11 protein-coding genes and 1 pseudogene are annotated in these 13,791 nt (G+C 73.1%); 5 read left to right on the forward strand and 7 right to left on the reverse strand.

The genetic code is table 11. The annotated features are described in order from the left end of the window. Together MKK58_RS12565 and MKK58_RS12570 are read left to right on the forward strand one after the other, a co-directional pair. Nucleotides 1–141: pseudogene (locus MKK58_RS12565) on the forward strand (HlyD family type I secretion periplasmic adaptor subunit); the annotation flags it as partial. Between the two features lie 55 nt (nt 142–196). After that, on the forward strand, nt 197–709 hold the full coding sequence (locus MKK58_RS12570; protein ID WP_243912381.1) for a hypothetical protein: 513 nt from the start codon (nt 197–199) through the stop codon (nt 707–709). A 54-nt stretch (nt 710–763) separates the two neighbouring features. Here the strand turns inward: MKK58_RS12570 and MKK58_RS12575 are convergent, their stop codons facing one another. The 5 genes from MKK58_RS12575 to MKK58_RS12595 all read right to left on the reverse strand — a co-directional run bounded on the left by MKK58_RS12575 (nt 764) and on the right by MKK58_RS12595 (nt 5,181). After that, complete coding sequence (locus tag MKK58_RS12575) at nt 764–1,600, reverse strand: alpha/beta hydrolase (protein ID WP_243912382.1); 837 nt, start codon at nt 1,598–1,600, stop codon at nt 764–766. Next, nucleotides 1,590–2,507, reverse strand: coding sequence for a polysaccharide deacetylase family protein (locus tag MKK58_RS12580; RefSeq protein WP_243912383.1), 918 nt, complete (start codon nt 2,505–2,507; stop codon nt 1,590–1,592). Before MKK58_RS12580 ends, MKK58_RS12575 begins: the two co-directional genes overlap by 11 nt. Nucleotides 2,508–2,598: 91 nt before the next feature. Beyond that, nucleotides 2,599–3,378, reverse strand: coding sequence for an ABC transporter ATP-binding protein (locus tag MKK58_RS12585; RefSeq protein WP_243912384.1), 780 nt, complete (start codon nt 3,376–3,378; stop codon nt 2,599–2,601). After that, the gene (locus MKK58_RS12590; RefSeq protein ID WP_409565240.1) at nt 3,371–4,225 is read right to left on the reverse strand and encodes an ABC transporter permease; all 855 of its coding nucleotides are present in this window, start codon (nt 4,223–4,225) and stop codon (nt 3,371–3,373) included. The genes MKK58_RS12585 and MKK58_RS12590 overlap by 8 nt, the downstream gene beginning before the upstream one ends. Further along, complete coding sequence (locus MKK58_RS12595) at nt 4,222–5,181, reverse strand: ABC transporter substrate-binding protein (RefSeq protein ID WP_243912385.1); 960 nt, start codon at nt 5,179–5,181, stop codon at nt 4,222–4,224. Before MKK58_RS12595 ends, MKK58_RS12590 begins: the two co-directional genes overlap by 4 nt. Before the next feature lie 144 nt (nt 5,182–5,325). On the opposite strand from MKK58_RS12595, the gene MKK58_RS12600 reads away from it, so the two are divergent. Further along, nucleotides 5,326–6,234 carry a LysR family transcriptional regulator gene (locus MKK58_RS12600; protein ID WP_243912386.1) on the forward strand — a complete coding sequence of 303 codons (909 nt, stop codon included), beginning with the start codon at nt 5,326–5,328 and terminating at the stop codon, nt 6,232–6,234. Nucleotides 6,235–6,320: 86 nt separating this feature from the next. Next, complete coding sequence (locus MKK58_RS12605; protein ID WP_243912387.1) at nt 6,321–7,469, forward strand: hypothetical protein; 1,149 nt, start codon at nt 6,321–6,323, stop codon at nt 7,467–7,469. A 79-nt stretch (nt 7,470–7,548) separates the two neighbouring features. On the opposite strand, the gene MKK58_RS12610 is transcribed toward MKK58_RS12605, so the two are convergent. Then, nucleotides 7,549–8,757, reverse strand: coding sequence for a GGDEF domain-containing protein (locus MKK58_RS12610; protein WP_243912388.1), 1,209 nt, complete (start codon nt 8,755–8,757; stop codon nt 7,549–7,551). Nucleotides 8,758–9,116: 359 nt separating this feature from the next. On the opposite strand from MKK58_RS12610, the gene MKK58_RS12615 reads away from it, so the two are divergent. Beyond that, entirely contained in the window at nt 9,117–9,803 is a 687-nt protein-coding gene (locus MKK58_RS12615) for an OmpW/AlkL family protein (RefSeq protein ID WP_243912389.1), read from the forward strand. A gap of 9 nt (nt 9,804–9,812) precedes the next feature. On the opposite strand, the gene MKK58_RS12620 is transcribed toward MKK58_RS12615, so the two are convergent. Further along, on the reverse strand, nt 9,813–13,259 hold the full coding sequence (locus MKK58_RS12620) for a YhaN family protein (protein WP_243912390.1): 3,447 nt from the start codon (nt 13,257–13,259) through the stop codon (nt 9,813–9,815). Nucleotides 13,260–13,791 lie beyond the last annotated feature (532 nt).

A 13,791-nucleotide genomic window follows, 5' to 3' on the forward strand; every position in this document is an offset into this window, starting at 1 on the left:
CAGCGCCAGCGCCTCGGCCCCGCCCGCCTCGTGCCCGGCATGCCGGTCGAAAGCTTCATGCAGCTCGGCGACCGATCCGTGCTGAGCTACCTCGTCAAACCCCTCTCCGATCAGATCGCAAAGGCCTGGCGGGAGCGGTGAGGGGGCCGGCGGCGGCTCGTGATAGAATGCCGGCTTGGCACACGGGAAACCATCCATGCGACGCTCAAGACCGTATTGGCTCGCACTTTGTCTCTGTGTTCATTCGGCCTCTGCGCAAGCCGGAAATCTTTTACCCAACCTTTACATCGGGCTGGAATGCAAGGATGTCGATCCGAATCGGATCGAGGCGGACTTCGAGCGTTTCTTCGCGGACAACAATTTTCGATTTACAAACAGAAGTCGGTTTGTTCGCGAGAATGGCGGACAAACTCCGTTCTCTACACAAATCATTGCCCTGAAGCAAAATCAAATGATGGGCCTCGATAAGGCGGGGTACTACAACAATAAATATAGCGTGACAGTCACAACACGATCGCCGGAAGACAATGACATGGGTTTCTATGAAAAAGTCAGCCTTTTTGCCACTGAAATATCATACTGCGATGTCGTCGAGCGAAGATTCTCTAGTTTTCCAAATAAAACTTCCTATTCCTTCGACTGGCTCTATAACTTCTATCTGAAATGGTTCGCCCAGGCGGCACAGAGAAGTCAGAAATCACCGAATTAAGAAACTGCCCTCAAATGGCGTTGCGACTCGGGAGGCATCCGAGCGGCAGGGTCCTCAGACCTGCGCCAGATCGGCGGCGATACGGGCGAGGCGCCCCGCCGGATGGATCAGCGCTTCGAGGATCGAGAAATGGTCCGCCCCGTCAAGTTCGATCGCGTGGGTCTCCAGCCCCGCCGCAATCCGCGCCGCCGCGTAATCCCGCGACTGGCGCCGGAGTTCGGGCAGCTCGTTCCCCCCGCAGGCGACGACCAGGGGCGCCGCGCGCGGGGTGGTCCGGCGGATCGGCGACAGGGTATCGATCTCTAGCGGCGTGAGCCGGAGAGCGTCGTTCAGGTTCGTCCGGGCGATGGGCGCGAGGTCGAAGATCCCGCTGATGGCGAGGCCCGCATCGGCCTCCGGCCCGTCGAGCGCCAGGGTGGCGAGGTGGCCGCCGGCGGACCAGCCCGCGACCACGAGGCGGCGGCGCCCGAGGCCAGCGGCCGCGTCCCGGGCGCGCAAGATCCGCAGGGCCGCGCCGATCGCGTCGGCGATCTCCGTCAGGGTGGCCTCGGGCGCGAGGGTGTAGCCGATCAGCGCCACGTCGAGGCCGTGGGCGAGGGGCCCCTCCGCCATGCAGGCGAAGCCCTCCTTGGCGTTGCGCTGCCAGTAGCCGCCGTGGATGAAGGCCAGCAGCGGCGCGTGGGGGCGCCCGCAGGCGAACAGGTCGATGCGGTTGCGCGGGCCCGGGCCGTAGGGAATGTCGAGGACGTGGCCCGGCCGCGCCCGGAGGGCTTCGCTGCGGGCGCGCCACGCGGCGAGGCGGGCGGCGCTGTCGGCCACCGCCCCGGAATTGTCGTAGGCCCGGCTCAGGGCCGCGCGGTCGCGGTCCCCCCAGTCCGTCTCAGGCCTCATCGCCGGTCTCCCGATACCAGTCCACGAGGTCGCCCCCTTGCGCGAACCAGACGTCGTCGCGGGCGCGCAGGGCATCGAGGAGGCGCTCCAGCAGCCCGATCCGGTGGGGCACGCCGGTGATGTAGGGGTGGATCGCGAACCCCATCACCTTGGCGCCGCCGAGCGGCCCGTCGCCCGCCGCCTCCGCCGCGAGGCGCGCGACCTGGGTGAGCGCCCGGTCCACGAACTCGTCGGCCCGGTGGTGCTGGATCGCCAGCAGGGGGATGTCGTTCAGCTCCACCGAGTAGGGCAGGGCGATGAGGGGGTGCGTCGCGGTGGCGATCCGGCAGGGCCGGTCGTCCACCACCCAGTCGCCGACATAGTCGAGGCCGGCGGCGGCGAGGTGGTCGGGCGTGTCGAGGGTCTCGGTGAGGCCGGGCCCGAGCCAGCCGCGCGGGGTCGCCCCCGTCACCGCCCGGATCGCCGCGAGGGTGCGGGCGATCATCGCCGGCTCGTCCGTGATGCGGTGGGTCGGCACCTGGTGGAAGCCGTGGCCCATGAACTCCCAGCCGGCGGCGTGCGCGGCCTGCGCCACGTGCGGGTAGGCTTCGCAGACCGAGCCGTTGATCGAGAGGGTCGGGCGGATGCCGCGGGCCACGAACGCCGCGAGGAAGCGCCAGAACCCGACCCGCATCCCGTATTCGTGCCAGCCCCAGTTGGCGAGATCGGGCAGCAGGGGCGCCCCCGTCGGCGCCACCAGGATCTGGCGCGGCATCGGGTTGTCGATGAGCCAGTGCTCGACGTTGACCACCGGCCAGATCGCCACGTGCTTGCCCCCCGGCAGGACGAGGCGCGGCCGGTCGATGGCGGCCCGGTAGGCGAGGCGCCGCTCGGGGCGGCGGGGGTCCGAGAAATCCGGTTCGGTCATGGGAATTCGCAGCCGTGTGCGCGGGGTCTTCCCTCCCCCCTCTGCGGGGGTGGGCGGGGCATGGCCGCGATCGCCGGAACCGATCGCTCCCTCAGGCGGCCACGCGGCCGTGGTGGCTGTGAAGCTGGGCCGAGAGCATGCGGCGGATGTCGTTGAAGGCCGGGCTCGAGACGTCGCGGCGCCGGGGCAGGGCGATGTCGTGCACGGCGTCGATCCGGCCGGGGCTCGGGGACATCACCACGACGCGGTCGGCGAGGAAGATCGCCTCCTCGATGGCGTGGGTCACGAACAGCACGGTCAGCCCGGTGCGGCCCCAGAGGTCGAGGAGCTCGTCCTGCAGACGCTCGCGGGTCATGGCATCGAGCGCCCCGAAGGGCTCGTCCATCAGCACCACCTCGGCCTCGTTGGCCAGCACCCGGGCGATGGCGACGCGCTGCTTCATGCCCCCCGAGAGCTGATGGGGATGCGCGTCCGCGAAGGCGCCGAGGCCCACGAGGTCGATGTAGCGGGCCACCGTGTCGCGGATCTCCGCCGCGGGGCGCCCGCGCGACTTCGGGCCGAAGCCGATGTTGTCCCGCACCGAGAGCCAGGGGAACAGGCCGTAATCCTGGAACACCATGCCGCGCGCCGGATCGGGGCCCGCGATGGGCTTGCCCCACATGCAGGCTTGGCCCGAGGAGGGCGCCTCGAAGCCGGCGGCGATGCGAAGCAGGGTGGACTTGCCGCAGCCCGAGGCGCCGAGCAGGCAGACGAATTCGCCGCGCTTCACCGTGAGGTTGGCCCCCTTCAGGGCCGTGACCGTCTTGCCCTGCACCGCGAAGGTCTTGCCGACGTCGCGGATCTCGAGGATCGGAAGCGTCGGATCACCCATGCGACGGACTCCAGGCGAGGAGGCGACGGCCGATCAGCATGACGATCCGGTCCGACAGGAAGCCCGCGACGCCGATCACGATCATGCCGCAGATCACGATCTCGGTGCGCGAGAGCTGGCGCGCCTCCATGATGATGGCCCCGAGCCCCGTCTGCACGCCGGTCATCTCGCCGACCACGATGACGACCCAGGCGAAGCCGAGGCCGAGGCGCAAGCCGGTGAAGATCGACGGCAGGGCGGCGGGCAGCACCACCCGGGCGAACTGGGCCGAGCCCCGGCAGCCCAGCATGCTGGCGGCCTCGAACAGGCGCGGCTCCACGGAGCGGACCCCGAAGATGGTGTTGACGAGGATAGGGTAGAACGCCCCGAGGAAGACGAGGAAATAGGCCGAGCGCGGCCCCAGCCCGAACAGGATCATGGCGAGCGGCAGCCAGGCGGTGACGGGCACCGGCCGCAGGATCTGGAAGGTCGGATCGAGGAGCTGGCGCATCAGCGGCACCCGGCCGATGAGGAGGCCGAGTGGCAGGGCGCACAGCACCGCGAGCGCGAAGCCCCCGTAGACCCGCGACAGCGAGGCGCCGAGATGCGTGAGCAGGGTGGCGCTGAAGGCGTCGTCGTTGATGCCCCCCACCGCGAGGTCGACCAGCGCGGTCCAGACCTCCGCCGGGGGCGGGATCAGGCTGTAGGGCCGGCCCGTGGTGAGGAAATGCCAGACCAGGGCGAGCACGGCGGGGATCGCGAGGGCCAGGGCCGCCTCGCGCAGGCGCACCCACGGCACGGCGACGCGCGGGCGGGACGAGGCCGCCGGCACGGGCGCCGCCGCGACGGCGGCCGGGTTGGCGCTCACGCGTCCCTCATGGCGTCGACGAAGCGGGTGTCGATGAAGGTCGAAAAATCGGGCAGGCGCTTGATCTGCTTGAGGGCCAGCATGCGGTCGGCATAGACCTTGGCCTGGGCGATCTCGGTCTCGCCCAGCTTCCACTTCAGCTCGACGTTGGGGGCGGAGAGTTCCAGGGCCTCGCGCTTCTGGCCGAGTTTGGCCACCGCCATGGCGATCATCGCCTCGCGGTTGGCTTGCGCGTAATCGGTCGCCTTGCGGTGGATCTCCAGCATGGTGCGGACGATCTCGGGCCGCTGCGCCGTGGTGTCGGCGTGCGCGCCGAACACCATGTTGAGGGCGCCCATCTCGGTGCCGTAGGGGTATTCGACGAGGCTGCCGACGCCGCTGGCGAGACTGACGCCCGGTGCCGGCTCGGCGCCCACATAGGCGTCGATGTCGCCGCGCGCCAGCGCGATGTGCATCTCCGAGAACGAGATCCGCACCGGGGTGATGTCCTTGACGCTCATCCCCTCCTGGCGCAGGCGCTCCAGGGCGAAGACCTCCTGGGTCGAGCCGGGCCAGAGGGCGACGCGCTTGCCCTTCAGGTCCTTGATCGCGGCGATGCTCGCGTCCTTCCTGGCGATGATCGCCATGCCGCGGTTGCAGGTGGAAGCGATGATGACCAGCGGCTCGCCGGCGGCGGCGCCCAGGGTGCCGGCCGCGATGCCGAAGGTCCCGAAATCCACCGACTTCGTCACCACCGCATTCTTGCACTCGGTGGGGCTCTCGAAGGGCACGACCTCGACCGTGTACCCGGCGGGCGTGAACTGCGCGTAGAAATGCGGCGCGATGGAGTGGATGAGCTTCAGGGAGCCCATCCGGATCACGGTGGGCGCTTGCGCGCGGGCCGGGCGGGCAAGCCCGAGGGGCGCGGCCAGAAGACCGGCCCCGAGGCCGGCGAGAAGGGTGCGGCGGCGGATCATGGGCGCGACTCCGGCGAGCGGGGCTCGGAAGGACGAATCTCAAGCCCCAGGCTAGGGCGCTCCCCTGTTGCGCGCGAGTGCTGTTTCTTGACTGGGCCGTTGCGATTTCGGAAACAGGGGCCCCGACGGCCGGGCCCTTCCGCGATGAAACATCTGCGCATCCTCACCTACGTGGCCGAAGTGGCCCGCCACGGGGCGATCCGCCGGGCGGCGGAGCGGCTCAACATCACGCCCTCGGCCCTGACCCGGCAGATCCAGGACATCGAGTACGAGCTCGGCACGCCGATCTTCGAGCGGGTGGCCCAGGGCATGCGCCTCAACGCGGCCGGCGAATTGCTGGTGCGCCACATCCGCGACCAGCGCGCCGACCTGGAGCGGGTGCGCTCGCAGATCGCCGACCTCTCCGGGGTCCGGCGCGGCCACGTGGCGCTGGCCTGCAGCCAGGCCTTCGTCAACCACGTGGTGCCGGACGAGGTCGAGGCCTATCGGGCGCTCTTCCCCCAGGTGACCTTCACCGTGCAGGTGCGCGACCACGTCCAGGCGGTGGCGGCGCTGACGCAGTTCGAGGCGGACCTCGCCCTGGTGCTGCAGCCGCCGCCCTCGGCCGACATGCAGGTGCTGTTCTCCTGCCGCCAGACCCTCTGCGCCCTGATGCGGGCGGGGCATCCCCTGGCCGCCGAGACCGGCCCGGTGCGCCTGCGCGACTGCCTCGTGCACCCGATGGCGGTGCCGGACCGGTCCCTGGCCATCCGCCACCACCTCGACGACGCCCTCGCGCGCCGGGGCACGCCGCTGAACGCGGTCATCGAGTCGAGCTCGCTCGAATTCCTGCGCAACCTCGTCCTGCGCGAGGACGCCGTCAGCCTCCAGGTGCCGAGCGGCATCCCGGACGATCCCCGCCTGTGCTCCCGCCCCATCGACGCCCGGGATCTTCCCCCGATGTCCCTGATGCTGGCACAGCTGCGCGGGCGCACCCTGCCGGTGGCGACCGCCAAGTTCGCCGACCGCTTCGCCGGCAGCCTGCACCAGCGCTACGGAGCGCAAGGCCCGTGACGGCAGCTGCCCGTGACGGCAGCCGGAGGGTGCGCCCGCGCGCCCGCGCCCCCATCTGACGATCGATGATCGGGAGAGGAGCAGGCATGAGGCGGATACGCGCTGCCGCAAGCTGGATCGGCCTGCTCGCGGGGGGCGCGGCCCTGGCGGTCGCGGCGGCACCCGTGGTGGTGCCGGCCACTCTCGCCGGCCGCCTCCTCGCGGCGGCGGACGACCCCGGCGCGCTGGCGGAGATCCGCCTGGAGCGGGCGGCCACCCCGGACAGCCTGAACGCGGGCCTCGACGCGGCCCTGGCCGCCGAGGACGAGGACCTGGCGCTGAGCTTCCTGGCGCTGGCCGAGGCGCGGGGCATCGCGATCGATCCGGCGCGGCGCGTGCGCGTCGAGGCCCTGGCGCAGGGGCGGCCCCTGCGCGCCGCGCGGGACTTCGCCCTCGGGGCGGTCTCGGGCGAGGCGGAGGGAACGGCGGGCCTCGCCGGGTCGCTCGCCGCCGACGTCACCGGGATCGGGGACCTGCGCGACCTCCTGCGCGAGGGCGGCCGCTACGCCCGCGCCGAGCCCTACGACCCGCTCCTCCTCGGCATGGCCCTGGTCGGCCTGCCCCTCACGCTCGCCACCTGGACGGCCGGGGCTGGGGCGGCCCCGCGCACGGGCATGACCGTGCTGAAGGCGGCCCGGCGCGGCGGCCGGCTCTCACCCGCGCTCGCCGCGAGCCTCGGGCGCACGGTGCGGGCGGGCCTCGACCGCGAGGCGGTGGCCCGGGCCGTCGCCGCCACCGCCCGCCTCGATCTTGCCGGGGCGCGGGCCGCCGCCGGCCTCGCCATCCGCCCCGGCACGGTGGCGCGCTTGACCAATCTGGCCGGCGACACCCTCGTCCTCGGCCGCCGCACGGGCCAGCGCGGGGTGATGCAGGTGCTCGGGCTGGCCCGCGACCCCGCCGACCTGGCCCGGGCGGTGCGCCTCAGCGAACGCCTCGGCCCACGCACCCGCGCCGCCCTCGCGCTCCTCGGGCGGGGCGCACTGGCCCTGGGCGGCGGCCTCGCGGCCCTGGCGAGCGCGCTGCTGGCGGGGCTGGGCTGGTGCCTCGGCCTCGCCCTGTTCTGCCGCCGCCTCGGCCTGCTCCTCGGCCGGCTGATCTGGCGCCGGCCCGTCCGCCGGACGGCGGCGGGCCGGGCGCGCGATACCCAAGGCGAGGGAACGATGCCCGCCGCGCCGCATCGGGTCCGGCCCATCTGAGCGTGCCTCGCAAAGCTCCCGCTGAGCTGTCGTGGTCAGAGAGCGAACTCCCGGTGCAGCGGGCGTTTTGCGAGCGACACTACGCGGCACGCAATCCGGCGCAGGCCACGTCGTCGGCCGACACCCGGTCCACCGGCGCGGGGGCGCACACCACGCGATCGCGTCCACGGCTCTTGGCGTCGTAGAGCGCCGCATCGGCCCGGTGCAGGGCCTCCTCGAAGCCCGCCTCGCCCGGGCCCTGGCCGGCGGCACCGATGCTGACGGTCACCCGCAGGGGACCGGAGGGCAGGAGAAACGGCGCCTCGGCGATGGTCGCCCGCAACCGTTCGGCGACGCTCAGGAGCTCCCGCGCATCGGTGCCGGGCAGCACCACGAGGAATTCCTCGCCGCCCCAGCGGGCGACCATGTCGGTGGCCCGGAGCGCGGCCTTCATCCGGGCTCCGAATTCCGACAGGACGCGGTCCCCGCCCTCGTGCCCGTGGCGATCGTTGATGGCCTTGAAGTGGTCGACGTCCAGGATCAGCACCCCCATCGCCGGACGCGCGCCCGGGTGCGGAAAGCGGCGGCGCAGCATCGTCTGCAGGCCGCGGCGGTTGGACAGGCCCGTGAGCGGGTCCGTCTCGGCGAGGCGCAGGAGGGTGCGGTTGGCGCGCTCGGCGGCCATCGCGACGAACCCGAAATAGACGAACACGCCCATGACCTGATCCACGACCATGGAGATGCGCGCGCTCTCGGCCGAGGCGACGGGCAGGTCGGTTCCGACCAGCATCCCGATGGAGAGCACGAAGACGAGGGCATAGAGCCCGAACGCCACGGTCTCGATGGACTGCGCCCAGAGCCTCTCCGTCCCGGCCGAGAGGCGCACGGTCTCGGACGCGGCCAGGAGGGTCGGCAGGAGGCAGCAGGCGAAGACCCCCGCGAGGGCCAGCCGGGTGGAGAGGCCGAGGCCGAGGGCGACCGGATAGAGGACGCCCGGGAGGGCGGCGAGGACGAGGCCGAGCCCGACCTTCGCCGGCCGGCCGAAGAAGCTGCGCAGCCCGGTCCAGGCGAGCACGAGGCTCGCGCCGTAGAGCCAGTAGACGGCCACCGTGACGGGGATGGGGGGCAGTTCGTCGGTCGGCACGCGCATCATGATGAGCGAACCCGCCATCGACGCTCCCATGGCCCCCATCCACTGCCAGAGACAGGCCTGCCGGCGCTGGCTGAGGGCCATGACGAGGAAGACGACGACGTAGGCGCACCGGCTGGCCGCGCTGGCGAAGTGAAGCGTGTAGAGATCGAGCGCCATGGATCGATGCTTCTCCAGTCTAGACAGCGATGACCCGTCGAAAGCGAGGACGCACGGCGCTCTTCTGCATGGCTTGGCTAATTTGAGACACACGAGAGATTCGTATTTCAGACATCGATTGCCTGGTCTTGAATTTTTTCTTTCGAAGATTCGACCCTGCAGGTTAACGATCTGAATTTCCATGTCTATCGGCGGAATCCATTAAATTCGGTGTAAGATCGTCTCCTAAAACTTCCGTAAGAGTTTTGCGTCGATAGGGTCTTGATCGGGTCCGCGATCGCGGGAGAGGCGGACCCCGGCACTTCGCCGCTCGGGTGCGTGCCGCGCAACGCCCCGCCCCCGCCCCGAAAGCAGCCCCCATGTCGGCGTTCGTTCCGCGCCTGATTCCGATCCTGGTCAGCCTCCTCGCCCTCGCGGCGCCGACGGGGGCCGCGCGGGCGGGGGAGCCGCCTTCGCCGGCCGCCGCCGATCCGGAGCCGGGCGGGGGCCTGCGGGCCGGGGACTGGCTCGTCCGGGGCCGGCTCGCCGGGTCGATCCCCACGGAGAGCCGCTCGCGCATCGACCTCATCGGCGGGCGCGTCGAGACGCCGGCCGCCGTCCTGCCGGACCTCGACGTGTCGTACTTCCTCACGGACCACGTGGCCATCGAGGCCCAGGCCGGGGCCGTCCGGACCCGACCGGTCATCCGGGATTCGCTTGTGGGCGACATCGCGATCGGGTCGATCTGGAACGCGGCGGCGATGGGGCTCGTGCAGCTCCACCTCCTGCCGGGGGCGCGCCTCAATCCCTATCTCGGCATCGGGGTCGCCGCCACGACGCCCATCGCGATCGCGCCGGCCAGGGGCATCCCGGACTTCACGCTCAAGGCTCAGGTCAGCCCCGTGCTCCAGGCCGGCGCCGACTACCACCTCGGCGGAAACTGGTTCGCGAACGCCATGGTGAAGTACGTCTTCGTGCCGCGGCAATCCTACGCGATCGGCGGCGTCAAGGTGGAGGCCGACCTCAACATGCTCGTCGTCGGCGCGGGCCTCGGCTACCGGTTCTGAGGGCCGCCGTCAGAGGTCCAGCACGTCGACCGCATCCCCCAGCCGGGCCCGCGCCAGGTCCGCCACGTGGCGGTGGTGGGTGAACAGGATCGGCTGGATGGTGTCGCCCACCGCCGCCAGGGCCTCGAGGCCGTGGGCGGTGCGGGAATCGTCGAAGGTGAGGAAGAGGTCGTCGCCGATGAACGGGGCGGGCTCGGCCCGGGCGGCGTAATCCTCCAGGTAGGCCAGCCGCAGGGCGAGGTAGAGCTGGTCGCGGGTGCCCTCGCTCAAGCCCTCCACCGGCACGAGTTCGCCCGTGGCGCGGCGCCCGGCGAGGCGGGGGGTGTCGGCGGCATCGTAATCCTGGGCGAGGCCCGCGAAGGCGCCCCCGGTCAGCGCCCCGAACAGGGCGCCGGAGCGGGTCAGCAGGGGGTCCTGCTGACCGGCCCGGTGCCGGCCGATGGCGGTGCCGAGCATCAGGCCCGCGAGCTTGAGCACCGCCCAGTGCCGGGCATTGGCCTGCAGTTCGGCTTCCGCCGCCTTGCGCTGGGCCAGCGCCAGTTCGGCGCCGATGCCGCCCTCCAGCTCGGCCCGGCGGCGCTCGTGCCGGTCGCGGTCGGCGAAGGCGAGCTTGCCGCGCTGGTCGAGGTCGTCCTCCTCGGCCGCCAGGTTGGCGATCAGCCCCTCGATGTCGTCCCCGGTGAGTGCGGCGCGCTCCGCCCGCAGGTCGGCCTCGGACTGGCCCTCGGCGGCCCGGGCGAGTTCGGCCCGGCGCTCGGCCAGCTCCGCCTCGCGGGCCCGGCGCGCGGTCAGGCGCGCGTGCAGCGCCTCCGGGTCGGTGCCGGGGGGCAGGGCCGGCCCCTCCGACAGGAGGGCGGCGAGGTCCGCCCCGGCGCCCTGCGCCGCGCGGGCGGCCTGGGCGCGGGCCGCCGCCGCCGCGTCGCGCTGGCGCGCCAGCTCCGCCCGGCGGGTCTCGTCCCTGAGGGCGTTCTGCAGGCGGGCGTGCAGGGCCTTCAGGGCGGCGGTGGGGGGCAGGGGCCCGAGATCGGGCGCCACCGCCTGCGTCAGGCGCGCCACGGCCTCCCGGTAGACCGCGCCATCGCGCAGGATGCCGTTGACGCGGCCGAGGCGGTTGTCGCGCTCGGACAGCGCCGCCGGCACCGCCCGCCAGGCGGCGAGCGCCGCCTCGGCCTCGTCCGGATCGGCCCCCTCGGGCAGGCCAAGGCCTGCCAAAGCCGGCCCCCAGGCCGCGCGCCAGGCGTCCCGGCGGGCCCGCACCTCGGCCAGGGCCGCCTCCGCGCGGGCGATCTGCTCGGCGGCGGTTTTGGCGCGCGTCCGAGCTTCACCCACCGCCTCCCAGCGCAGGCCGAGTTCGGCGACCCGGTCCTCGACCCGTGCGAGCATCCGGCCGACGTCGAGGCCGTCGAGGGCGGGCAGCCCCGCCCGGCGGCTGAGGTCGGCGAGCGGGGCCCGGCAGGCCTCCACCCGGGCGGCCATGCGGGCCTGCTCCAGGCGCGTGGTCTCCAGGCCCTGCGCGGCGTCCTGCAGGGCCTCGACCTCGCCGAGCCAGACGGCCATCTCGGCCGGGGCGGCGGGCTCGATCCCGTAGGGCGCCCAGGCCGCGCGCCAAGCGGCGGCGCCCTCGGCGAGCCGCGCCTCGCAGGCGGCCAGCGCCTCCCCCGCCGCCGCCGCCTCGGCCGCCTCGGCCTCCAGGCTGGCCGTGTCGGCGTCCTGCTCGGCGACCCGGGCGGCGTCGGCCACGAGGTCGTCCGCAGTCCGGTCGGCGGCGGCGAGCGCCACGCCGAAGCGGGCGAAATCGTCCGGCGCGCCGCCGGGCAGGTCCGCCAGCAGGGCGTCGCGGCGGGTGCGCAGGGCCAGGAGGTCGTCGCGGGTCGGAATCGGCCGCCCGGCGGCCCGGGCGGCGAGGCGCGCGCGGCGCTGGGCCACCGCGCCCCGGGCCGCCTCCAGGCGGTCGGCGGCCCGGTCGCGCGCGCGCAGCACGTCGTCGAGGGTGCGCCGGAAGCGCGTCACCGCCTCGGCCGAGGGCGGGCGCCCGGCGGTGTAGGCGGCGAGATCCGGAATCGGAGGGCTCAGGCGGCCCGCCTGCATCCGGATCGAGCCGGCCTCGCGGGTGAGGGCGGCGTCGAGGTCGTCGCGCCGGTCGATGTCGCGCCGCAAGGCCGCGAAGGCCTTGAGGTCGGCCCGCAAGGGGGCCGGGTCGGAAAGGCCCGCCGCCGCCTCCGTGGCGGCGGCGAGGCGGTCCCGCTCGCCCCGGCGGGCGGCGAGGTCCTGTTCCAGGCGGGTCAGGGCGGCGGAATCCTCGCGGCCGGCGCGGATCAGGCCCTCGATGCGGGCGCGGGCGGCGTCGGAGGGCTGGCGCGCGCGCAACGCCTCGGCGTCGGGTAGGCCGATCCGGGCGGCGAGCTGGGCGAGGTCCCGCGCGAAGGCGTCGGCCTCGCCCTGGATGCGGGGCAGATCGATGCCGCCCTTGTCGAAGCGGTCGGTGCCGCGGAACGCCTCCAGAATCTCGTCGGCGCGGGCGAGCACGCCCTCGTCCACCGGCACCGCCTCCAGGGCAAGCGACGCCTCCGCGAGGGCCGCCTGCGTGCGGGTCGCGGCCTCGCCCGTCGCGCGCAGGGCGGCGAGCGCCTGGCCGAGCCGGTCGATCCAGGCCTCCGGCACGGCGACCGGGTCGCCCTCGGTCGCCCCCGGCACGGCCACGGCGTCGATGGCCTGGAGGAGCGGGCCGACCCGGCGCAGGCGGGTGAGGCGAGCGCGCTCGGCGGCGAGGCGCCCGCGCTCCGCCTTGAGGGCGGCGAGCGCCGCCCCGGCCGCCTCGATCTCGCCGTTGAGGTCGCGCCAGTCGCCGGCCCGCAGCTCCCCCGTCCGGATCGCCTTGCGGGCCTCGTCGTAGCGGGCCAGCGCCTGGTAGAAGGTCCGGCTCTGGGCGGCCCGCGGCATGAAGATGCGCTCGGCCTCCCCCTCCAGCTCGGCCTGGAGGCCGCTGTAGCCGCGCAAGCCGGAGGCTGCCGCGAACAGGCTGGCGCCGACCTCCCCCTCGGCGTCCATCATCTCGACGGCGCCTGCCCGCAGGGCGCGGGCGTCGAGGCCGAAGGCGCGGCAGAACACCTCGCGGCCGAGCCCGCCGAGGAAGGGTGCCAGCGCATCCTCCGGCAGGGCCGCGTCGGCGGCGTCCACGAGGGTGTTCTTCGTGCCCTTGCGGCGGCGAAAGCCGAGGCGGCGCCCGTCGGCGGCGCGGATCTCGGCGCCGATGCGCATCTGCGGCATGTCGTGCAGGAAGTCGTAGCGGGTGCGCGTCTCGATACCGAACAGGAGGTCGGTGACGGCGCTGAGCGCCGAGCTCTTGCCGGCCTCGTTGGCCCCCAGCACCACGTGCAGGCGCGCATCCGGCCGGAACGTGACCGTGCGGCCCGTGAAGGGGCCGTAGCGTTCGAGGTCGAGTCTGAGGAGACGCATCGGGACCTTGCGGAGGTGCGGGTCTGGAATTCGGGGTCCGACGTTTGGTCCCGGCCGGGACCGTCCGCAAGCGCCGGGACGGACCGGCGCAGCGTCACCCGGCGGCCGGCCGGGACTCGCGCCGGTTGCGGACCAGGGACGCGATCGCGCCCACGATGCAGGCCACGAGCAGGAGGGCGATGACCAGGAGGGTGACCGTCCGGTTCCAGAGCCGGTCGAGGCCGAGATCGGTGGTGGCGAGGTCCGGGCGCGCCGGGTCGGCCAGGACCGCGAGGCGGACCTCCCCGGCCTGCAGCCCGGCGAACACGTAGTTCACCCGCCGGGTCACTGCGCCGCCGGGCGTGGGCAGGCTGAGCGTCGCATCGCAGATGTGGAGGATGAGCTTGGCGCTGCAGGAGCCGTCGCGCACCCTGGCGCCGGGAACGGGCTCTGCGCGCGCGCGGACCTGCCAGTCGGAGGCCACCACCGGCGCGGTGTAGATCGCGCAGGCCATCAGGACGGCCCCGAGGCAGGCGACGCCGAACAGGACCCA

The sequence above is a fragment of the Methylobacterium sp. J-078 genome, from assembly GCF_022829285.1.
Taxonomy (GTDB): Bacteria; Pseudomonadota; Alphaproteobacteria; order Rhizobiales; family Beijerinckiaceae; genus Methylobacterium.